This is a genomic window from Paracoccus albus (genome assembly GCF_027913035.1).
In the GTDB taxonomy this organism is placed as follows: domain Bacteria; phylum Pseudomonadota; class Alphaproteobacteria; order Rhodobacterales; family Rhodobacteraceae; genus Paracoccus; species Paracoccus albus.
The window spans coordinates 3242534-3262701 of record NZ_CP115775.1 but is presented as its reverse complement, the minus strand read 5'-3'; the positions used below and the strand labels follow the sequence as shown (position 1 = coordinate 3262701).

Annotated in this window: 19 protein-coding genes; 8 read left to right on the top strand and 11 right to left on the bottom strand. The window is 61.0% G+C overall.

The features are described from left to right. Positions 1 to 17: 17 nt before the first annotated feature. Complete coding sequence (locus PAF20_RS16385) at positions 18 to 332, bottom strand: winged helix-turn-helix transcriptional regulator (protein ID WP_271071662.1); 315 nt, start codon at positions 330 to 332, stop codon at positions 18 to 20. A gap of 152 nt (positions 333 to 484) precedes the next feature. Here PAF20_RS16385 and PAF20_RS16380 point away from each other — a divergent pair, with 152 nt between their 5' ends. Continuing rightward, the gene (locus PAF20_RS16380) at positions 485 to 1360 is read left to right on the top strand and encodes an NADPH-dependent FMN reductase (protein ID WP_271071661.1); all 876 of its coding nucleotides are present in this window, start codon (positions 485 to 487) and stop codon (positions 1358 to 1360) included. A 38-nt stretch (positions 1361 to 1398) separates the two neighbouring features. Here the strand turns inward: PAF20_RS16380 and PAF20_RS16375 are convergent, their stop codons facing one another. The 3 genes from PAF20_RS16375 to PAF20_RS16365 form a co-directional block, all read right to left on the bottom strand. After that, a complete protein-coding gene (locus PAF20_RS16375) occupies positions 1399 to 4014 on the bottom strand; it encodes a DNA translocase FtsK (protein WP_271071660.1) in 2616 nt (871 codons plus the stop codon). Beyond that, positions 4015 to 5199 carry an aminotransferase class I/II-fold pyridoxal phosphate-dependent enzyme gene (locus tag PAF20_RS16370; RefSeq protein WP_271071659.1) on the bottom strand — a complete coding sequence of 395 codons (1185 nt, stop codon included), beginning with the start codon at positions 5197 to 5199 and terminating at the stop codon, positions 4015 to 4017. Between the two features lie 77 nt (positions 5200 to 5276). Beyond that, a complete protein-coding gene (locus PAF20_RS16365; RefSeq protein WP_271071658.1) occupies positions 5277 to 6605 on the bottom strand; it encodes an amidase in 1329 nt (442 codons plus the stop codon). 104 nt (positions 6606 to 6709) lie between these two features. Here PAF20_RS16365 and PAF20_RS16360 point away from each other — a divergent pair, with 104 nt between their 5' ends. After that, positions 6710 to 7930, top strand: a complete 1221-nt coding sequence (locus PAF20_RS16360; protein WP_271071657.1) for a UbiH/UbiF/VisC/COQ6 family ubiquinone biosynthesis hydroxylase — start codon at positions 6710 to 6712, stop codon at positions 7928 to 7930. Positions 7931 to 7933: 3 nt separating this feature from the next. Here PAF20_RS16360 and PAF20_RS16355 read toward each other — a convergent pair whose 3' ends face one another. From PAF20_RS16355 to PAF20_RS16340, 4 genes are all read right to left on the bottom strand, one after another. Beyond that, a complete protein-coding gene (locus PAF20_RS16355; protein ID WP_271071656.1) occupies positions 7934 to 8143 on the bottom strand; it encodes a Trm112 family protein in 210 nt (69 codons plus the stop codon). Further along, positions 8140 to 8778, bottom strand: a complete 639-nt coding sequence (locus PAF20_RS16350) for an LON peptidase substrate-binding domain-containing protein (RefSeq protein WP_271071655.1) — start codon at positions 8776 to 8778, stop codon at positions 8140 to 8142. Before PAF20_RS16350 ends, PAF20_RS16355 begins: the two co-directional genes overlap by 4 nt. Next, entirely contained in the window at positions 8775 to 9683 is a 909-nt protein-coding gene (gene trxA / locus PAF20_RS16345; protein WP_271071654.1) for a thioredoxin, read from the bottom strand. The genes PAF20_RS16350 and trxA overlap by 4 nt, the downstream gene beginning before the upstream one ends. Before the next feature lie 73 nt (positions 9684 to 9756). Then, the gene (locus PAF20_RS16340; RefSeq protein ID WP_271071653.1) at positions 9757 to 10542 is read right to left on the bottom strand and encodes an exodeoxyribonuclease III; all 786 of its coding nucleotides are present in this window, start codon (positions 10540 to 10542) and stop codon (positions 9757 to 9759) included. Positions 10543 to 10666: 124 nt separating this feature from the next. On the opposite strand from PAF20_RS16340, the gene PAF20_RS16335 reads away from it, so the two are divergent. Next, the gene (locus tag PAF20_RS16335) at positions 10667 to 11983 is read left to right on the top strand and encodes an MFS transporter (RefSeq protein ID WP_271071652.1); all 1317 of its coding nucleotides are present in this window, start codon (positions 10667 to 10669) and stop codon (positions 11981 to 11983) included. A gap of 166 nt (positions 11984 to 12149) precedes the next feature. Here PAF20_RS16335 and PAF20_RS16330 read toward each other — a convergent pair whose 3' ends face one another. Continuing rightward, positions 12150 to 12836: a response regulator transcription factor gene (locus PAF20_RS16330; RefSeq protein ID WP_271071651.1), complete on the bottom strand. Its 687-nt coding sequence runs from the start codon at positions 12834 to 12836 to the stop codon at positions 12150 to 12152. A 125-nt stretch (positions 12837 to 12961) separates the two neighbouring features. On the opposite strand from PAF20_RS16330, the gene ribA reads away from it, so the two are divergent. Together ribA and PAF20_RS16320 are read left to right on the top strand one after the other, a co-directional pair. Next, on the top strand, positions 12962 to 14020 hold the full coding sequence (gene ribA / locus PAF20_RS16325; RefSeq protein WP_271071650.1) for a GTP cyclohydrolase II: 1059 nt from the start codon (positions 12962 to 12964) through the stop codon (positions 14018 to 14020). Then, positions 14017 to 14562: a L,D-transpeptidase family protein gene (locus PAF20_RS16320; RefSeq protein ID WP_271071649.1), complete on the top strand. Its 546-nt coding sequence runs from the start codon at positions 14017 to 14019 to the stop codon at positions 14560 to 14562. The genes ribA and PAF20_RS16320 overlap by 4 nt, the downstream gene beginning before the upstream one ends. Positions 14563 to 14567: 5 nt before the next feature. On the opposite strand, the gene PAF20_RS16315 is transcribed toward PAF20_RS16320, so the two are convergent. Then, complete coding sequence (locus PAF20_RS16315; protein ID WP_271071648.1) at positions 14568 to 15230, bottom strand: YggS family pyridoxal phosphate-dependent enzyme; 663 nt, start codon at positions 15228 to 15230, stop codon at positions 14568 to 14570. Between the two features lie 72 nt (positions 15231 to 15302). Beyond that, a complete protein-coding gene (locus PAF20_RS16310) occupies positions 15303 to 16313 on the bottom strand; it encodes a porin (RefSeq protein WP_271071647.1) in 1011 nt (336 codons plus the stop codon). A 273-nt stretch (positions 16314 to 16586) separates the two neighbouring features. Between PAF20_RS16310 and PAF20_RS16305 the strand changes: the two genes are divergently transcribed. The 3 genes from PAF20_RS16305 (at position 16587) to lptE (ending at position 20159) form a co-directional block, all read left to right on the top strand. After that, on the top strand, positions 16587 to 17066 hold the full coding sequence (locus tag PAF20_RS16305) for a DUF3576 domain-containing protein (protein WP_271071646.1): 480 nt from the start codon (positions 16587 to 16589) through the stop codon (positions 17064 to 17066). A gap of 71 nt (positions 17067 to 17137) precedes the next feature. After that, on the top strand, positions 17138 to 19675 hold the full coding sequence (gene leuS, locus PAF20_RS16300) for a leucine--tRNA ligase (protein WP_271071645.1): 2538 nt from the start codon (positions 17138 to 17140) through the stop codon (positions 19673 to 19675). Beyond that, a complete protein-coding gene (gene lptE / locus PAF20_RS16295) occupies positions 19662 to 20159 on the top strand; it encodes an LPS assembly lipoprotein LptE (RefSeq protein WP_271071644.1) in 498 nt (165 codons plus the stop codon). Before leuS ends, lptE begins: the two co-directional genes overlap by 14 nt. Positions 20160 to 20168: the final 9 nt, after the last annotated feature.

The window sequence follows — 20168 nt, the reverse complement described above, 5'->3', positions numbered from 1 at the left end:
GACTGCGCGAAGCGAATTCAGGCAGCGTCGTTTTCACGGTCATAGCGCGCCTGCGCAGCCTCTACCGCATCAAGTTCCTGCGCAATCCAGCCGGTCAACCCTTCCATGACAGACAACAAGCCGGTGCCGATTTCGGTCAGCTCATAGCTGACTTTCGGGGGCACGCTGGGTTCAACATGACGCATAACCAGACCGTTGCGGCGGAGGCTTTTCAGCGTAGCGGAAAGTACCCGCTCGCTTATGCCGTCGACCTCATCCCGCAGCTGGTGAAAGCGCCGTGGGCCGGATTTGAGCGCCCACAGAATGAGCAGCGTCCACTTCCCCGTTGCCAACAAGAAAAGATCGCGACCAGGGCAGTCGGACCGCATGGGATCGGCGTCTTTTGAACTTACTTCCATATCCGCACCTGTCTTTCAGATCCGTTCTTACAGGGTGATTGAACTTACATTAGGTAAGCTTATAACCGAAGTTAAGGAAAGATGCGGTGCGAAGCATAAGAACCTATCTGAACATCTTTACGCCGAAGCCGGGAAAACTGGATGAACTGGAAACGTTGCAGAAGAGCGACTCGAAGCTGTTGGGGCCGATCAGCGCAAACTATGGGTGGCGCAGTAACACGATCTATCGTGCGGACAAGGCCGGCAAACTGGTGATCGTGACGCACTTTTCCGCGGATCAGACGCCGGGGGAATGGCACGAAACGAAAGAGTTCAAACGGCATCTGGCAAGGCTTGATCCCGTGCTTGACGCGGTGGAGAGCAGGGAACTGACCCGGGTTGCACAAAGCCGCGCGCCTGAGCAGCCAGTCAAACTTGGCATTGTTACAGGAAGCACGCGCGACGGACGGTTCGGCGACAGAGCCTCCGAATGGATTCTGAAAACGGCGCAGGCGCATGAAGGTTTCGACGTCTCACCAATCGACCTGCGCGATCACGATCTGCCGTTCTTTGGCTCTCCCACAACTACGGATGCGCAAAGAAAAGCGGCCACCGCGTTCGCTAAGCTGATCGAAGTGTTCGACGCCTATATTCTTACCGTCGCGGAATATAATCATGCGCCGACTGCGGTGCTGAAAAACGCACTGGATCATCTGGACGCCATGCGCAAGCCTGTCGCCTATGTGGCTTATGGCGGGGTCGGTGGCGCACGCGCCGTCGAACATTTGCGGGCCATCACGGCAGAACTGCGTATGGTTTCCGTGCGCGACGCCGTTCACATCAACTATGCCGATCTGAAGCCGGTGATGTCTGGCAATGCCGACCTGGCCGATATTCCCCATCTTGCGAGGAACGCCGACACGATGCTGGACGAACTTGCTTGGTGGGCGCGCCTGCTGCGTGACGCCGATCATCCCGGCTAAGGAACTATATCGCCCCGGCTTACCGGCCGAGGCGTCAATCAGATCTCCGGCACAAGCACTTCGCGCTTGCCGACATGGTTGGCGCTGCTGACGACGCCCTGATCTTCCATCTGTTCGACGATCCGCGCGGCCTTGTTATAGCCGATGGCCAGTTTACGCTGGATATAGCTGGTCGAGCATTTGCGGTCCTTGGCGACGATCATCACCGCCTGATCGTAAAGCTGATCGTCGCCATCCGCCGAATTGCCCAGGCCAAGCACGGCGTCGATATCGCCCGCGACCTCATCTTCGGGTCCGTCTACCACCCCGGATTTGTAGCTGGGCGGGCCGAAGGATTTCAGGTGGTTCACAACCTCTTCGACCTCTTCATCGCTGACGAAGGGGCCATGCACGCGGGTGATTTTGGAGCCGCCAGCCATATACAGCATGTCGCCCTGACCCAGAAGCTGTTCGGCCCCTTGCTCGCCCAGAATGGTGCGGCTGTCGATCTTCGATGTGACCTGGAAGGAAATTCGGGTCGGGAAGTTCGCCTTGATCGTGCCGGTGATGACATCGACCGAGGGTCGCTGCGTCGCCATAATCAGGTGGATGCCCGAGGCCCGTGCCATCTGTGCCAGACGCTGGATGCAGGCCTCGATCTCCTTGCCCGCGACCATCATCAGGTCCGCCATCTCATCGACGATGACGACGATATAAGGGAAGGTCTCGGGCTGGAACTCCTCGGTCTCGAAGATCGGCTCGCCGGTGTCTTCGTCAAAGCCGGTCTGAACGGTGCGCTTGAACATCTCGTTCTTCGCGAGCGCCTCGCGGACGCGGCCGTTATAGCCCTCGATATTGCGGACGCCCATCTTGGACATCTTGCGGTAACGCTCCTCCATCTCGGCCACGACCCATTTCAGGGCGACGACGGCCTTCTTGGGATCGGTGACGACCGGCGAGAGCAGATGCGGGATGCCGTCATAGACCGACAGTTCCAGCATCTTCGGGTCGATCATGATGAGCCGGCATTCATCCGGCGTCAGCTTGTACAGCAGCGACAGGATCATGGTGTTGATCGCCACCGACTTGCCCGACCCCGTGGTCCCCGCGATCAGCAGATGCGGCATCTTCGCAAGGTTGGACACCACCGGCCCGCCGCCGATGTCTTTCCCAAGCGCAAGCGGCAGCGGATAGGACGCATCGCCATAGGATTTCGCCGACAGGATTTCGCGCAGCAGAACCTTCTCGCGCCGCGCATTTGGCAGTTCGATCCCGATCACGGTGCGGCCCGGCACGGTGGAGACTCGCGCCGACAGCGCCGACATGGACCGCGCGATATCGTCCGACAAACCAATCACGCGGGATGCCTTCAATCCCGGCGCGGGTTCCAGTTCATACAGCGTCACGACGGGACCGGGATGCACGGCCGTTATCTGGCCCTTCACACCGTAATCGTCCAGCACAGCCTCCAGCATACGGGCGTTTTCTGCCAGTGCCTCATCCGAAAGCTGGTGGCGTTCTATCGTGCTGGCTGCGGCGAGCAGCGACAGAGGGGGGCATTCAAACGCGCTTGCGGATTCGTCGAAGCGAAGTGAAGGCTGCGCCTCGGATTTCGCCTGACGCGACGGCTGCGCGGGCCGCTTTGCCGGAACGACAACGCGTGCGGTATCGGCCCCGAAGGGATGCGGATCGGCGGGTTCTACCCCCTCATCTTCGTCTTCCATGTCCGCCAGTGCGACATCCTGCCGGTTCGCGTTCAACCGCTGCGTGACAGAGCTGAGCAGACCGCCCTCGCGCTTTGAGATCGCATCTGTGATACGCGCCGAAACCTCATCATCCGTCGGTGCCTGCGCATCATGCGCCTGCGGTTCGACCAATTCAGAGTCATTTTCCCAATCATCACCTTGCGGGCGGCGGCGGAAGAGGCCGCGCTTGGGTTGACCCGTCAGTTCGGCATCGGTTTCGCCCTGCTCGCGCCGCTCTGCCGCGCGCGCCTTCATGCCTTTCGCTGCGCCGACAGCACCGACCGCGCTGCGACCCAGCAGGCGCAGCAGCATGTCATATGCCGTCACGAGGCCCGTCACCAGCCAACGCAGCAGACGACGCGCCTCGGTCAGGTCGAAACCAAGAACGAAACCGTAGAAGGCAATCGCCCCCGCTGCCATCAGCAGTGCACCGATCTTCAGCGACGCAGCCGGCCCGAAAGGCAGCATCGTCATCAGCCCGCCCATCATCATGTCGCCAAAATGACCGCCCAGACCAAAGCTTTCCTGCCAGCCCATCGGCGGCACCAGCGACGCGCAATATACCGACCCGAGGGCGACAGCGATTGGCAGGAACACCGCGCGCATGACGCGTTCCTCGCCCTTGTGCAGCATCAGCCGCAGACCCCAGACAAGCGCACCAAGCGCCAGTCCCCAGGCGCCATAGCCGGCGATCATCATCAGCGGCGCGGCCAGATAGGCCCCGAACCGTCCCAGCAGGTTCACCGGCGGCTGATCGGTCGCGGCCAGAAAGCTGGGATCATCGGGCGACCAGCTGTACAGGATCAGCGCCAGCACAACCGACAGCACAACCATACCTGCCCCGACCAGCTCTTTCCCGCGCCTTTCAAGCGCAGCCTGCGTGTTCTGATCGAAAAGCGGATCGCGCCCTTTCGCCTGCCAGCTCGCCATTCAACTGCCCTCTTTATATATAACGTCTTTCAGGCGTCCGAGCGCCCGTTCTGTTTCTTCTTCGTCCGCAACCAGTGCGACACGAATATATCCCTGACCCGGATTCTGGCCGTCCACCTCACGCGACAGATAGGCCCCTGGCAAAACCTGAATTCCTGCCTCGCGCCAAAGCCGCGTTGCGGCTTCTTCGCCGTCTTCGACCGGCAGCCAAAGGAAAAAGCCACCCTCCGGCCCGCGATAACCCGGCACATTGCCCAAAACCCGGTCTGCCACATCATATTTGCGCTGATACAGCGCCCGGCTGGCATCCACATGCGCCTCATCTGACCAGACCGCTGTGCTGACAGCCTGCGCCGGAAGCGACAGCGGCGCACCGGAATAGCTGCGCAGACGGCGCATCTGGGCGATGTTCCCTTCACTGCCAGCGGCAAAGCCGGAACGCAGCCCCGGCAAGTTGGACCGCTTCGACAGAGAGTTGAACATGACCACCCTGTCAGCCAGCCCCATTCGGGTTGCCACAGCAAGCGCACCGGGCGGCGGGGCTTCGCGCCAGATCTCGGAATAGCATTCGTCAGAGAAAACCAGAAAATCGTGCTTATCGGCCAGAGTGATCAGCCGTTCTAGGTAATCCTCGTCCGCAACCGATCCCTGCGGGTTGGCGGGAGAGCAGATATAGGCGATGACGGTCCGGTCCAACACATCGGCACCAAGCGACGCATAGTCAGGCAAGTGTCCGGTTTCGTCGGTCGCGGGCACGAAAACCGGCTCTGCCCCGACGGCAGCGGCGGCGACGGCATAGACCTGATAGAAGGGGTTCGGCACCAGGATGACCGGTTGCTTGCCCTTCTTCTTCTCGGGCGCCAAGGCCAAGGCGGCATTGAAAAGCCCCTCTCGCGTGCCATTGAGCGTCATGATCCGGCTGGGAGAGACCTCTATCCCGTGGCGGCGACCGATCCAGCCGGAAATCGCATCCAGCAGCGCGGCAGTCCCTTCATTCGAAGGATATTTCTCAAACAAATGAATGTTTTCGGCCATAGTGGCCGCGACGAAATCAGGCATGGCATGACGGGGCTCTCCGATGGTCAGGACCATCGGTTCGCCTCCGGGTTCGATTCCCGACAAAAGCGCACGCAGACGCGGGAACGCATAATCCGGCAGGTTCGAAAACCGCTCGGGTATTGCCATGACTGCCTCTCGATCAGGGTCGTTTCGCCCCGTTATTCCTGAAGGTTACAGAAACACGGGCGCGCAGTCCAGCCAACTTAACCGGAAAGCGCTGCCTCCATGGCGCGTGCGACGCGCAAAAGCCGCAGATCATCGCCCGCTGCACACATCGCCATGATGCCGCAGGCAGGACGGACCGTCGGAAGGCTGATCGCGGGCAGACCGAACAGGTTGCCGATGCGGGTGTTGCGCAGGGTCAGGAGGTTCTCGGACGCGAAGAAATCCGCATCCGCAAGCAGCGCCTCACGATCCGGCGGCATGATCGGGGCAGAGGGCAGAATGACCGCATCAAAGCCCGCGACCGTTTCGGCCCAGATCGCGCGCAGACGATCAAGTGTCAGCCAAGCCTCGACAAATTCCGGTGCTGAGACGTCTTTCCCCGCCCGGAAACGCGCCAGGATGGGTGGATACATCGCCTCTGGCGCGTCCTCGATATGGGCGGACCAGACACCATAGCCTTCCGGCGAAAAAAGCTTACCCGAAAGTGCCATCGCCTCTGCCACGCAGGGCGGCGCAGCCCGCGTGATCGACGCCCCAGCCTGTGACAACACCTCAACCGCTTCTTCGAACGCCGCTACCGGCCCTTCCCGCGCGTCTTCGAAAGGCACGCCGTCCAGCACCAGAAGGCGCAGGCCAGAAGGCTGCGCATCGGTCAGATCGGGCGCGGACCTGCCAGCAATAGCCGCAAAAAGTTCAGCGCAGTCCTCGACATTCCGTGCGAGCGGCCCTGCAACGTCAAAGCGCGGGCAAAGCGGCACAACGCCGCGCATAGGCACCTGCCCCGGCGTCGGTTTGAACCCGACCAGGCCGTTCCAGGCCGCAGGCAACCGGATGGAGCCGCCCGTATCCGAACCGATAGTCGCCGCAGCCAGCCCAAGTGACACCGACACTGCAGAACCCGAACTCGACCCCCCCGGTGCCAGTGCCGGATCAAGCGCGTTGGGTGGCGTCGCTGTCATCGGGTTAAGTCCCAACCCGCTAAAGGCCAGTTCTGTCATATGGGTCTTGCCCAGACAGACCAGCCCCTGCGCATCGGCATTCTGAAGCACGCCGGCATCAGTGTCGGGCACCCGCCCCTTCAGAAGCGCCGATCCCGCCTCTGTCGCCGTTCCGGCCGTGTCGATATTGTCTTTCCAGCTGATCGGCACACCATCCAGCAATCCGCGCCGCAGACCGGCCTTCGCCCTGTCATGCGCCGCTATCGCCTCGGACCGGGCACGTTCCGGCGTCAGTCGGGCGAAGATCAGATTGCCATCGGGGTGACGCTCTATCGCGTCCAGGTAGGCGTCAACCAGATCCACAGGCGAAACGAGACCCGCCAGAATGCCCCGCCCCTGTTCGCTCGCCGTAGCGGTCAGCCAGTCCATCATAAAGCTCCTGCGTTTGTCATCGAACCTAATCGCCGCCGACCAGTCCGTCTATCGCTTTTGCCGCATGGACGAGCGTGCTGCCGGGCCATAGGATTGCTGCCATGAAACAGGATTTCGATGTTGTGATTGCAGGCGGCGGGCTGAACGGGCCTGCATTGGGTCTGGCCCTTGCGGATGCAGGAATGCGCGTGGCGGTCGTCGATGCGGCACCTGCGCGGGCGCGTGCGTCGGACAACTTCGACGGCAGGGCCTATGCACTGGCGCTAGCCTCGGTGCGGCTGTTGAAGGGCATCGGCTTATGGGATCAACTGGCCCCCACCGCACAACCCATCACCCGCGTTGTCGCGCGACAAGGGCGGGGCAAGGATATTTCCGATCTCGGCCTGTTCTTCGATGCCAACGAGATCGAGGAAGGCGTGCTTGGCCAGATGCTGGAGGATCGCTTCCTCTACCGCGCCCTGATCGAGGCCATGCCGCAACGCCTGACGCATATTCCCAAAACGCAGGTCATCGGACAACAGGCCGATACGGGCGGGATCGACGTCATGCTGTCGGACGGTCGCAAATTGCGGGCCAGGTTGTTGGTCGGTGCCGATGGCCGCCGGTCAGGCGTTGCCGAACGTGCCGGGATCAGTCGCACCGGCTGGAGCTATGATCAGACGGCGCTTGTCGCGGCGCTGAGCGTTGAAATCCCGCATCATGGCACCGCACATCAGGTCTTTCTTCCGACGGGCCCGCTTGCGGTTCTGCCGCTTCGGGACAACCGCGCTTCAATCGTTTGGTCGATGACAAATCCGCAAGCCCGCACCATTGCCGATCTGCCCGATGAGGCATTTCTGGAGGTGCTGGCGCCGCATATCCGCGACATTGCCGGGGAGATCACCCTTGCCGGCCCACGTTTTTCCTATCCGTTGGGCCTGACGCTGGCGAATGCCTACGTGGACGAGCGTGTCGCGCTGATTGGTGATGCGGCGCACGGTGTGCACCCGATCGCCGGTCAGGGCCTTAACCTTGGGCTCAGGGATGTTGCGGCATTGGCGGAATGTCTGGTCGATGCGGCGCGCAATGGCGAAGATATCGGCTTTGCGACAGTGCTGGACCGCTATCAGGGGTGGCGCCGTTTCGACTCGACATCGCTGGCTCTTGGCATGGACAGCGTGAATACGCTGTTCTCCAACGACAATCCGATCCTGCGGACAGCTCGTGGGCTTGGTATGGGCGCTGTGAACGCTGTGCCCGCGCTGCGTCGGCGCTTTATGCGGCAGGCCGCCGGGCTATCCACCCGACCCATGCCGCGATTGCTGGCCGGTCAGCCGCTGTAGCGATCAGTCCGCCTTGATCTGGCGCGCTTCTTCGATCAGCATGATGGGAATCCCGGCGCGGATCGGAAAGGCCAGCCCCGCAGTACTGGATACAAGTTCCTGCTTTGCAGCATCATAGCTTAGCGAAGCATGGGACACCGGACAGACGAGCGCTTCCAGCATGTGGCGGTCAAACTCGGGCTGTTTGACTGCCTTAGGTTCTTCGTCGGTCATTGCATGACCTCCTCATTTTCGCCGTGGCGAAGGTCATATTCCATCAACCCTTCCAGCAGCGCGCGCCGTTCCGGCAATGTCGCGGCCTCCAGCAGGGCCTGCTTGTCCTGAATTTCCAGCGGCAAGGCCATCGCCAGCGAATTCACCAACAGCTCCGGCTCTGCGTCGCCTGCTTCGTCCCAGTCAGTCGAAAGCTCATGCACATCCATGAAGCGTCGCATCAGGCCCAAAAAGTTGTCGCGGTTCCAGCCGGGATCATCCTCTCCTTCTTTGCCGTCCTGCTCAAACCCGGACCAGTCCACGCTTCCTGTTGCATAAGGATGAAAGCCGTCCTCAGCCCCGGTCAGCCTGAATCGCGACACCTGACCAAGCGAGATCATGTAGCGCCCGTCTTCCTGCTCTGAAAAGCCGACGATCCGCCCCGCAGAGCCGACATCAGCCAGCATTTCGCCGTTTTCGTCGATAGGCTGGATCATACCGATCAGGCGATGAGGCGTGCGCAGTGCATCCTCGACCATCTGAAGATAGCGCGGCTCGAAGATATTCAGGGGCATTCGCGTACGCGGCATCAGCACCGCGCCGGGCAAAACGAAAAGCGGTAAGGTTTCTGGCAGATCGAATTCGTGTCTGCTCATGCGAAAATCAGGCTGGACATTCGACGCCGACCCTTTTGTGCAATGGGATCAGTCGCCTTCAGCGCATCGAAAATGGTGATGAGCTGCGCCTTGGCCGCCCCATCATTCCATTCGCGGTCGCGGCGGAAAGATTCCAGCAACTGATCGACCGCCTCTTCGGTGTTGCCCGCCGCATAGAGCGCGGTCGCATAATCAAAACGCGACTGCTGATCGGTGGGATCGGCCTCTACCTTGCCGCGCAGCTCATCCAAAGGGCCCGCGCTTTCGGACTGTCGCGCCAGTTGCAACTGCGCACGCGCGGCCTCCACCGGACCGGCATTAGCAATGGCCGCAGGCACCTTTTCCAGCGTTGCCGCCGCATCATCCGCGCGGCCACCAGCCAGAAGCGCGCGGACCCAGCCGCCCCAAGCTTCTGCGTTTTCTTCTTCCTCGCCAGCGATTGCCTCGAAGGTTTCGGCGGCATCGTCAAACGCACCTTCAGCCAACATCGCCTCAGCCGCTTCCAGAGCCTCGCCCAGACCGCCGTCATCGCCAGACAGCGCTGTCAGCTTTTCGATGAACTTCTTCAGCTCGCTTTGCGACAACGCACCCTGAAACGCATCGACCGGCTGACCCTTGTAGAAGGCAAAGACCGTCGGAATGGACTGAACGCGCAACTGGCTTGCGATCATCTGGTTTTCGTCGACATTGACCTTGGCCATCACGACGCGGCCCTTGGCCTTCGTGACCTCTGCCTCCAACGCGGGGCCAAGCGTCTTGCACGGCCCACACCATGGCGCCCAGAAATCGACGATAACCGGAACCTCCATCGACTTCTCGACCACCTCGGTCATGAAGTCGGCTTCGGTCACATCCTTGATGATGTCCCCGGCGGCCGGCGCATCTGCACCGCTTCCAATCAGCATTTCAGCCATTTCAACCTCAGATTCTCGTGTTTGACGTCAATATGGGACGTCCGGCAGCGCGGTGGAAGGGGCGCTAAAGATCAAAGCTGGCAAAGACAGGCACATGATCCGACGGCTTTTCCCAGCCGCGCACCGGGCGAAGGACGCGGCTGCCATGACCGGCATTCGCAATGTCGGGTGTCGCCCAGATATGATCCAGCCTGCGCCCCCGGTCCGATGCATCCCAGTCCTTCGCGCGATAGGACCACCAGCTATACAGCAATCCTTCGGGTATATCCTTGCGCGTGATATCGACCCATTTCCCGGCATCCTGTGCCGCGCCCAGATGTTCGACCTCTATCGGCGTATGGCTGACGATCTTCAGCAACTGCTTGTGCGACCAGACGTCATCCTCGCGCGGGGCAATGTTCAGATCGCCGACCATGATGGATTTCTGCGGATTGTCCGCGTGAAAGGCATCGCGCATTTCGGTCAGGAAATCCAGCTTCTGGCCGAATTTGACGTTCACCTCGCGGTCGGGAATGTCGCCACCTGCGGGAACATAGAAATTGTGAATGGTCACACCGTTTTCCATACGCGCCGCAACGTGCCGCGCATGACCAAGCGATGCATAGTCGCGATCACCCGCATCCTCGATCGGCAGGCGCGACAGGATTGCGACACCGTTATAGCCCTTCTGCCCGCGCGCCACGATATGGTTGTATCCAAGCGCCCGGAAACCATCCAACGGTACCTTTTCGACCGGCGATTTGATCTCTTGCAGGCACAGGATATCCGGTGCCTCCTCGCGCAGCAGGCGCGTGACCAGCTCCTCACGCAGCCTGACAGAGTTGATGTTCCAAGTGGCGATGGTGAACATGGGCAGCCTTTCTGTCGGAGCGCGGAGCCTAACGACACATTCCCTAACTGTCGAGTGCGGCCAGTTTTCCCTTTGAACTTACAGACTTGGCCGCTAGAAGTGCGCCGACAAATGCGGAGCACCCATGCAAATTACGATTGACGACGCACTGGCCAGAGGCGGGGCGGGCAAGTTTCAGAAACGATTGCTGGCCATTTTCGGACTGGTCTGGGCGGCTGATGCCATGCAGGTCATTGCCGTAGGCTTCGCCGCGCCTTCGATCATGGCGACCTTCGGTCTGGAACGCGCTGTTGCCCTGCAGGTCGGAACGCTGTTCTTTCTGGGCATGTTCGTCGGTGCCTTCATGTTCGGACGTGTTGCTGACCGGATCGGCCGGCGTGGCGTGTTGCTGCTGACGGTTGCGGCCGATGCAGTCTTCGGACTCGCCTCGGTCTTTGCGCCAAGCTTTGAGTTTCTTCTGATGCTGCGCTTCCTGACAGGCGTTGCCGTCGGGGGCACATTACCCGTCGACTACGCGATGATGGCAGAGTTTCTGCCCGCAAAGAATCGCGGTCGTTGGCTGGTCATCCTTGAAGGCTTCTGGGCAGTCGGCACGATTGTGGTCGCGCTGACCGCATGGCTGGCGGCAAGTTACGGTGCCGCTGCACCCTGGCGCTGGATTTTCCTGGTTGCCGCATTGCCCGCGCTTATCGGTATATTCTTGCGGTTCTGGGTGCCGGAATCGCCCATGTACCTGCTGAAATCCGGGCAACCCGATAAGGCGCGCACAGTGGTCAATCGCGTATTGAAAGCCAATGGCGCCACACCGCTTTCGGCCGATACAGACCTGATCCTTGTCACGCCCCCAGAAGGCGCGCCGCCGTCGATCTTTGCGCCGTCCCTGATGCGGCGGACATTGGGCATCATGGCGGTCTGGTTCCTTGTGTCGCTGTCCTATTACGGCGTGTTCGTATGGGTGCCGGGCTGGCTCGCCAATGAGGGCATGGGCTGGGTGCGCGGCTATGGCTTCCTGGTGCTGCTGGCGGTCGCGCAGATCCCCGGCTATGCTCTGGCCGCCTATGGTGTCGAACGCTGGGGACGCAGACCGACGCTGATGGGTTTCCTGATCCTGTCGGCCATCGCTTGCTTCCTGTTCACCCTGTCGCTGAACCCGTCTCTGGTTGCGATCTCTCTGGTCATCATGAGCTTTGCTTTGCTGGGCTGCTGGGGTGCACTTTACGCATTCACGCCAGAGCTTTATCCGACCAATCTGCGCGGCACAGGTATGGGGACGGCCTCTGCCGTCGCCCGCCTTGGCGGTATATTCGCGCCAACCTTGCTGACTTTCGCTTTCGCGAAAGGGTTCGGCTTTGCCATCGGCGTATTCGCCGCGCTGCTTGCACTGGCGGCTTTGGCGCTGCTGCTGGTCAAAACCGAAACCCGCGATCGGGCCATCGGCTAAGACTGTACCCGGTCCGGGTGGCCGCAGCCAAGCGACCATAAGAAAAGGCCCCGGCAATTTGCCGGGGCCAGTCGAGACAGGGAGGGTGTGGCTGCATCCCCAGCCACTGGGCTTCGGGGCATCAACACCCTTAACGGTGTTCAGTTCCCGCCAGCTTTCCCCGGGGTCAGGCGATCAGCCGATATCCGCCGCTTTCCGTAACCAGCAGCCGCGCATTGGACGGATCGGGCTCGATTTTCTGGCGCAGACGATAGATATGCGTTTCCAGCGTATGTGTCGTCACACCGGCATTGTAGCCCCATACCTCATGCAGCAGAACATCGCGCGCAACGACGCCATCCTGCGCCCGGTAAAGGAACTTCAGAATATTGGTTTCCTTTTCCGTCAGCCGGATCTTGCGATCCTTTTCATCGACCAGCATCTTCATCGCCGGCTTGAACGTATAAGGCCCAAGCTGAAAGATCGCGTCCTCAGACTGTTCGTGGGTCCGCAGCTGCGCACGCAACCGCGCCAGCAGAACCGGGAATTTGAACGGCTTGGTGATATAGTCGTTCGCGCCACTGTCCAGACCAAGGATGGTATCGGCATCCGTATCGTGCCCGGTCAGCATCACAACGGGACATTTCACCCCCTGCTTGCGCAGCCGCTTGCACAACTCTCGCCCGTCGGTATCGGGCAGGCCGACATCCAGCACGACCAGATCGAATATTGCATTCTTGCATTTATCGACCGCCTCGGCGCCCGTCCCGGCTTCGAAGACATCGAAATCCTCTGTCGCGACCAGTTGCTCGGCCAATGCCTCGCGCAGATCCTCTTCGTCGTCTACCAGAAGTATTTTCTTCAGGCCTGCCATAATCTTGCCTCCAATAAGCTCGTTCGACCGCAAGCTGACTTGCACAAAGGACCGCGTCCAGCCATGTTGCAAAATCCTCACGCGCTCTTGTCGCTGGGGCGCGATATGTTTCAGTTTGTTTCAAGATGAGCCTGCTACCGACCCTCGAAGAACAGATTTTCCGCGCCCGTGCAGAGCTGCGGATGGGGCTTGCCGTTGCGGTGGGCGGATGGATTGCGGCATCCGTTGAAACACTGCGGCCCGACCGTTTGGCCGCGATGCGCGCGCTTGGACGACCCGCACTGACTATCACCTCCCGGCGCGCCGATACGCTGAAAGCGCGTGCCTATGATGGAGATCTGGCGCGGATCATCGTCCCGACAGAGGCAGACCTTGCATGGCTGCGCGCGACAGCGGACCCGGCGGCTGATCTGATGACGCCGATGAAGGGCCCGTTTCAGACACAGCGTGGCGGCGACACCCTTCCGCATCTGGCCGCGATAATGCTGGCAAAATCTGCCCGGCTTCTGCCCGCGATGCTGATGGTCAGGGCAGACCCGCCGCTCGGAATGCCGGACCTGCCGCCACGGACGGTGATCGACACGCTCACCGCCGAATCGATCCTGCACCCCGTCATTGCCGCGCGTCTGCCGCTGGAGGCATCAGAGCAATCGCGCCTGCATGTCTTTCGCCCCGAAGATGGCGGGATCGAACATTACGCCGTCGAAATCGGAGAAGCGTCGCGCCAGGGCACCCCGCTGGTGCGCCTGCATTCCGCCTGCTTCACGGGCGACGTGCTGGGCAGCCTGAAATGCGATTGCGGACCGCAGCTGCACACGGCCCTGGCAACGATGGGCGCCGCCGGTGAAGGGGTGCTCCTTTATCTTAATCAGGAAGGCCGGGGCATCGGACTTGCCAATAAGATGCGCGCCTACGCCCTGCAGAATCAGGGATTCGACACGGTAGACGCGAACCATCGCCTCGGCTTCGAAGATGACGAGCGCGACTTCCGCATCGGTGCCGCGATCCTGCGCGAGATGGGCTTCTCGCGCCTCCGCCTGATGACCAACAACCCGCGCAAAGTCGCCATGCTGCAAAGCCACGGGATCGACGTCGTCGAACGCGTGCCGCTGATCCTGCCACCGAATCGCTTCAACAAGGACTATCTGGCGATCAAAGCCGCAAAATCCGGGCATCTGCTGTGAGGAACGCTGTTCTGTTGACGCCCGGCGGGCTGCTCTATCGCGGTCGCAGAATACCCTGCAGCATCGGGCGCGGCGGGGTGACAACCGAAAAACACGAAGGCGACGGCGCGACCCCGGCAGGCATCCACCATATTGCGGAATGTTGGTACCGGCCGGACCGCCTGGCGCCCCCCGCGCCTTGGGCTAAGCCCATCGGACCCGGCGATCTGTGGTGCGACGATCCCGGACACCCGCTTTACAACAAGCACGCCCGCATCCCACTTGATGCAAGTCATGAGGATCTGCGCCGCGCCGATCCGCTTTACGACATCATCCTGACAACCGACTGGAACTGGCCCGACGCCCTTCCCGGCAAGGGCTCTGCCATCTTTCTGCACCAATGGCGCCGCCCCGGCTATGTGACCGCGGGATGCATCGCTATGTCACGCAGGCACCTTATCTGGCTGGCGGCCAACGCGTGCCCCGGAACCAGACTCATCGTGCCCTCTTCGGTGCCCAAATACCTCGGGGTCCGGGGCAGCGCCCCGGAAACGACGATCTGAATACGTCAGGACTTTTCAGAGTAATCCCGCGCGCCGAAAATCGCGCTGCCGACGCGGACATGGGTCGCACCTTCGGCGATCGCATCCTCGAAATCCGCGCTCATCCCCATCGAAAGCTGCCTCAACCCTTCGGCCTCCGCAAGCTTGCGCAGCATCCGGAAATGCCGGCGCGGGTCTTCTGATTCGGGCGGGATACACATCAGCCCACCCGGTGTCAGACCCAAAGCCCGAACCTGCTCCAGAAAGCCCCCCAATTCGTCCGGAAGGATACCCGCCTTCTGCGGCTCATCACCCGTATTGACCTGCACGAACAGATCAGGCACGCGCCCACCTGCTTCACTCGCATTGGCCAGCTTGCGGGCCAGCGACATGCGGTCCAGCGTGTGAATCACGTCAAACAGGCCGATTGCGGCCTTCGCTTTATTGGATTGCAGCGGGCCGATCATGTGCAGCTTCACGTCGCCGAAACGCTCGCGAAAGGCGGGCCATTTGGATTGCGCTTCCTGCACGTAATTTTCGCCGAAAACGCGCTGCCCCGCGGCCAATGCTGATGCGACCCGTTCGTCCGGCTGTACCTTGCTGACTGCAATCAACGTGACCGAGCCTTCGGGCCGTCCTGCCGCTGCTTCTGCTGCGCGTATACGCGCGGTGATCTGTTCAAGTCCCATGCGGCGAAAATTCCAAAAGAAAAGAGCGGGCGCAAGGCCCGCTCTTTCTGTATTCCCGTTTGATCGGATGGATTAGAACGTGAAGGCCAGACCGAAGTCAGCCAGTGTGTTGTCGTAGTTCATGTCAGCGAAGTTGGCGTCGGTATCGACGATACCGCCTTTAACAACAGCGCCACCGCCCAGATCGTAGGACGCGCCCAGACCGAAGGCACGGCCTTCGACGTTTACGTTGTCGAACTCGGTCTTGCGGTAGAATGCCGACAGGCCAACGCCGTTCGCCATTTCATAGCCGGCGCCAACACCGTACTGGGTGCTGTCCCAGTTTTCATTGTCCGAGCTGGTGTCGATGTAAGCAGCCTTGAAAGTCACGCCGCTGATCGAGGTGCCGCCCGAGATACCCCAGGATTCGGAGTCAGCAGCATTGCCCAGATCGCCGAAGACGGTGGTGATGGTGCCGTCATCCTGCTCGATGCTGAACGGGTTAACGGTGTAGTCTGACTTCTCGTAACCGATACCGAAGGTGTAGTTGCCGAGGTCGTAGCCGACGCCGAGCGACCAGGACTGGGTGTCACGCTCGTCAGCGCCGTTGCCGTAATAGCCATCCGAGAAAGAGGCATACAGGTTAGCATTACCGATGCTGTATTCATACAGCATGGAGGCGTCGCCATCGGCTTCGCTCGAGGTGCCGTAAGCAAATTCGTTCCAGTAGTCGAGGCCCGACAGACCGACTTCCGGCAGGTCGCCGACAGCTTTTTCCAGAGCGGCGTCAACGTCGCCGACGGTCAGCTTACCATAAGCGCCCGAAACCCAGACATCACCCGAGGTGGCCGAGGCGTTGTCGCCAGCGCTGGCAGCCTGGTCCGAACGCAGGTTACCGCCGAACGAGATGCCCGAGTCCGATTCGCCGGTCAGGCGGAAGCGAACGCGCAGACGGTTGATTACGTTGTAAGAGCTATCGGCGGTGTAGCTGGTATCGCTTTCATAGCGCAGACCCAGACGGCCGTCACCCCAGACAGCAACTTCGGCAGCAGCAACGCCAGCGGTCATGACGAGCGCGGTGGTCGCAAACAGAACCTTTTTCATGATGTTCCCTCTTGTCTCTCGGTGTTTACCCCCCAATGGCGCAGGTTGCCCTTGGGTATGGATAATGTGTCGCCGGTTCATGCTTCCAATGCAATTAAAAGGCCCCGTGTTTCGCGGGATTGCCTGATTTGTGGTGCACAATGGTCACACCCGCTTGAGCGGCCTGTGATTCTCCGCTTCTTAGGGAAAAGCTTGTCCGCGCTGCCCGTTCCGCGCTAATGAGCGGCAAAGCCCCGTTAAACGAGCGGGCGACACTAATATAAGGACAGTGCCATGACCCGTTTTGCCGTTCGTGCCGCCGCGACACTCGCGCTGACAATGTCAGTTGCTGCATGTGGTGGTGGCGGAATATTCGGCGGAGGCAATTCGCAGGCGCAACAACAGACCAGCACGGCTGAGCGGCGCGAATCGACAATCTGGGATCTGTTCAGCAACAACCGGGATTCCAATAAAGCTGTAGCCGTTAACAAGTATCTCTGGAACGCCAGTCTTGAAGTGTTAAACTTCCTTCCAATTCAATCCATTGATCCGTTTACAGGCGTGATCGTAACCGGCTACGGCACCCCGCCCGGCGGTGGCCGCGCCTATCGCGCGACGGTTCATATTACCGATCCTGCGCTTGATGCTCGTTCGCTGAAACTGTCGATGCAAAGCTCTGGCGGCGGGGCAGTCGCGCCCGGCACCGTTCAGGCGGTCGAAGATGCGATTCTGACCCGCGCACGTCAGCTTCGCGTCGCAGACGGCCGGTTGTAAGCCAACTAGGCACTTACTTCTTACGCGCTGCGGCGTTAAACCCTCCGGGCAATATAACGCCCGGAGTTACCATGTCCTATTCACCCGCCACCAGCGAACCGCATTGGCAGAAGGCCTGGGCCGATGCCGAAAGCTTTACGGCTGTGCGGGACGAACGGCCAAAATACTATGTGCTCGAGATGTTCCCCTATCCCTCGGGGCGCATCCATATGGGCCATGTCCGCAACTATGCGATGGGCGACGTGGTGGCGCGGTTCAAGCGCGCGCAGGGTTTTTCCGTGCTGCACCCGATGGGCTGGGACGCGTTCGGGATGCCGGCCGAAAACGCCGCAATGGAACAGGGCGGGCATCCGCGCGACTGGACCTATGGCAATATCGCGACGATGAAGGATCAGCTGAAACCGCTGGGCCTATCCATCGACTGGAACCGCGAATTCGCCACCTGTGACGACGATTACGTCGCCCGGCAACAGGCCCTTTTCCTCGATTTCCTCGACGCCGGGCTGATCACCCGCAAATCGGCGCAGGTGAACTGGGATCCGGTCGATATGACCGTGTTGGCGAATGAACAGGTGATCGACGGCAAGGGCTGGCGGTCCGGCGCGCCGGTCGAACGGAAGGAACTGACGCAATGGTTCTTCCGCATCACGGACTATGCCGAGGAATTGCTGGAAGCCATCGACGGTCTTGAGGGCTGGCCCGAAAAGGTCCGGCTCATGCAGCAGAACTGGATCGGCAAGTCGCGCGGGCTGCAATTCCGTTTCCAGACTGTGGACGCGCCCGAAGGATTCGACGAGATCGAGGTCTACACCACCCGTCCCGACACGCTGATGGGCGCGAGCTTCGTCGCGCTGTCACCCGATCATCCGATGGTTAAGCAACTGGCCGAAACGAACCCCGCTGTGGCTGATTTCGTCGACGAATGCCGCCGCATCGGCACCACTGAAGAGGCCATCGAAACCGCCCCGAAGATGGGCTTCGACACCGGGCTGACCGTCGCGCATCCCCTTGATCGGGAATGGAAACTGCCGATCTGGATCGCGAATTTCGTGCTGATGGATTACGGCACCGGGGCAATTTTCGGCAGCCCGGCCCATGATGAGCGCGACCATGAGTTCGCGACGAAATACGGCCTGCCGATTCGCGCGACATTCGGCGAGAAAGGCATGGACCTCGCCGCCGCCGATGCGATGGTGGCAAAAGCGCCCTATGCGCCGCTGAAATCCGAAACGGTCAGCTATGTGCGCGGCTTCGCGGGCCAGCCCGAACAGACCGGCGAGGATGCCGTCACTGCCGCCATCACCCATGCTGAGAAACAGGGTTATGGAGAGGGCGTCACGAAATACCGTCTCCGCGACTGGGGCATCTCGCGGCAGCGCTATTGGGGCTGCCCGATCCCGGTCGTGCATTGCGAGAAATGCGGCACCGTGCCTGAGGCAAAGGAAAACCTGCCCGTCCTGTTGCCGCTGGATGTCAGCTTCGACACACCCGGCAACCCGCTTGACCGCCACCCGACATGGCGTCAGACAACCTGCCCAAAATGCGGCGGCGCGGCCACGCGCGAGACCGACACGATGGACACATTCGTCGATTCAAGCTGGTATTACGCCCGCTTCACCTCTCCACACGCGGCGACGCCCACCGACAGGGCCGACGCCGATTACTGGATGAATGTGGACCAGTATATCGGCGGGGTCGAACATGCGATTCTGCACCTGCTCTATTCCCGCTTTTTCGCGCGCGCGATGGTCAAGACCGGCCATCTGCCCGAACACGCAAAAGAGCCCTTCGACGCATTGTTCACGCAGGGCATGGTCACGCATGAGATCTATATGACCCGCGATGACAAGGATCGCCCGGTCTACCACCTGCCCGAGGATGTAACCGACGGCAAACTTGCCGACGGCAAGGCGGTCGAAATCATCCCCTCGGCCAAAATGTCGAAATCCAAGAAAAACGTCGTGGACCCGGTCAACATTGTCGCCAATTTCGGTGCCGACACCGCACGCTGGTTCATGCTGTCCGATTCCCCGCCCGAACGCGACGTGGAATGGACCGCTGCCGGGGCGGAAGCGGCGTATAAGTTCCTGTCCCGCGTCTGGCGGCTGGCCGATGAGGCACCCGAGGGCGGCGATGATCCCGATCTGACGAAAAGCGCCCATCGCGCCATTTCCGATGTGACCAAATCCATCGAAGGCTTTGCCTTCAACAAGGCGGTGGCGAAGCTCTATGAACTCGCCAACGCCATCGGCAAATCAAAGGCAGGAGGTGAATCGCGGCGCGAGGTGCTGCGCATCCTGGCGCAGCTTCTGGCCCCGATGGTTCCTCATCTGGCCGAGGAGGTCTGGGCCAAATCCGGCGGCACCGGTATGGTTGTCGATGCAGGCTGGCCCAAAGCCGATCCGGCCCTGCTGGAGGATGACACCGTCACGCTTCCCATCCAGATCAACGGCAAGCGGCGGGCGGAAATTTCTGTTCCCAAAGCGATGCCGAAGGACGAGATAGAGGCGATTGTTATGGCAGATGAAACCGTTCAGCGTTTCCTTGACGGTGCCGCGCCTAAGAAGTTGATCGTGGTGCCGGGAAGGATCGTCAATGTCGTGGCGTAACCGCCTGACCCGCCGCGTGGCCCTGCTTGGGGCGCTAGCGGTGCTGGCCGCCTGCGCAATGACGCCAGCCTATGGCCCATCGGGCGCGGGAACCGCATTGCATGGCCGCGTTCAACTGCAAGAGCCGAACGATGTTGACGGCTTTTCGCTGAACCGTCGCCTGACGGAACGCCTCGGCCCCGAAAGTTCCGCCGCCTATGCGTTGGATTACCGGCTGACCACGGCCTCAGTCGGGCAGGGGATCACCCCGGATGATGTGACGACCCGCTATTCGCTGAACGGCACCGCTGATTTCGCGCTGACCGATATCGCCACCGGCGCGGTGGTGACGCGGGGCCGCGTCAGCAGCTTCACCAGCTATTCGGCTGTCGGCACCACAATCGCCACTTTGACGGCAGAGCGTGATGCCCATGAACGCCTGATGGTCATGCTGGCCGATCAGATCGTCACCCGGCTTCTGGCGACCGGCCCGCGTCCGCAATGATTGCGCGGG

What these genes read in the sequence shown, in the direction of transcription:
- trxA (WP_271071654.1), bottom strand. Translation starts at nt 9,683, where the DNA reads ATGCTGATTGGAAGCGGTGCAGATGCGCCGGCCGCCGGGGACATCATC.
- PAF20_RS16370 (WP_271071659.1), bottom strand. Translation starts at nt 5,199, where the DNA reads ATGGCAATACCCGAGCGGTTTTCGAACCTGCCGGATTATGCGTTCCCG.
- PAF20_RS16365 (WP_271071658.1), bottom strand. Translation starts at nt 6,605, where the DNA reads ATGGACTGGCTGACCGCTACGGCGAGCGAACAGGGGCGGGGCATTCTG.
- lptE (WP_271071644.1), top strand. Translation starts at nt 19,662, where the DNA reads ATGTCGTGGCGTAACCGCCTGACCCGCCGCGTGGCCCTGCTTGGGGCG.
- PAF20_RS16335 (WP_271071652.1), top strand. Translation starts at nt 10,667, where the DNA reads ATGCAAATTACGATTGACGACGCACTGGCCAGAGGCGGGGCGGGCAAG.
- PAF20_RS16350 (WP_271071655.1), bottom strand. Translation starts at nt 8,778, where the DNA reads ATGAGCAGACACGAATTCGATCTGCCAGAAACCTTACCGCTTTTCGTT.
- ribA (WP_271071650.1), top strand. Translation starts at nt 12,962, where the DNA reads ATGAGCCTGCTACCGACCCTCGAAGAACAGATTTTCCGCGCCCGTGCA.
- PAF20_RS16310 (WP_271071647.1), bottom strand. Translation starts at nt 16,313, where the DNA reads ATGAAAAAGGTTCTGTTTGCGACCACCGCGCTCGTCATGACCGCTGGC.
- PAF20_RS16330 (WP_271071651.1), bottom strand. Translation starts at nt 12,836, where the DNA reads ATGGCAGGCCTGAAGAAAATACTTCTGGTAGACGACGAAGAGGATCTG.
- leuS (WP_271071645.1), top strand. Translation starts at nt 17,138, where the DNA reads ATGTCCTATTCACCCGCCACCAGCGAACCGCATTGGCAGAAGGCCTGG.
- PAF20_RS16355 (WP_271071656.1), bottom strand. Translation starts at nt 8,143, where the DNA reads ATGACCGACGAAGAACCTAAGGCAGTCAAACAGCCCGAGTTTGACCGC.
- PAF20_RS16360 (WP_271071657.1), top strand. Translation starts at nt 6,710, where the DNA reads ATGAAACAGGATTTCGATGTTGTGATTGCAGGCGGCGGGCTGAACGGG.
- PAF20_RS16305 (WP_271071646.1), top strand. Translation starts at nt 16,587, where the DNA reads ATGACCCGTTTTGCCGTTCGTGCCGCCGCGACACTCGCGCTGACAATG.
- PAF20_RS16375 (WP_271071660.1), bottom strand. Translation starts at nt 4,014, where the DNA reads ATGGCGAGCTGGCAGGCGAAAGGGCGCGATCCGCTTTTCGATCAGAAC.
- PAF20_RS16340 (WP_271071653.1), bottom strand. Translation starts at nt 10,542, where the DNA reads ATGTTCACCATCGCCACTTGGAACATCAACTCTGTCAGGCTGCGTGAG.
- PAF20_RS16315 (WP_271071648.1), bottom strand. Translation starts at nt 15,230, where the DNA reads ATGGGACTTGAACAGATCACCGCGCGTATACGCGCAGCAGAAGCAGCG.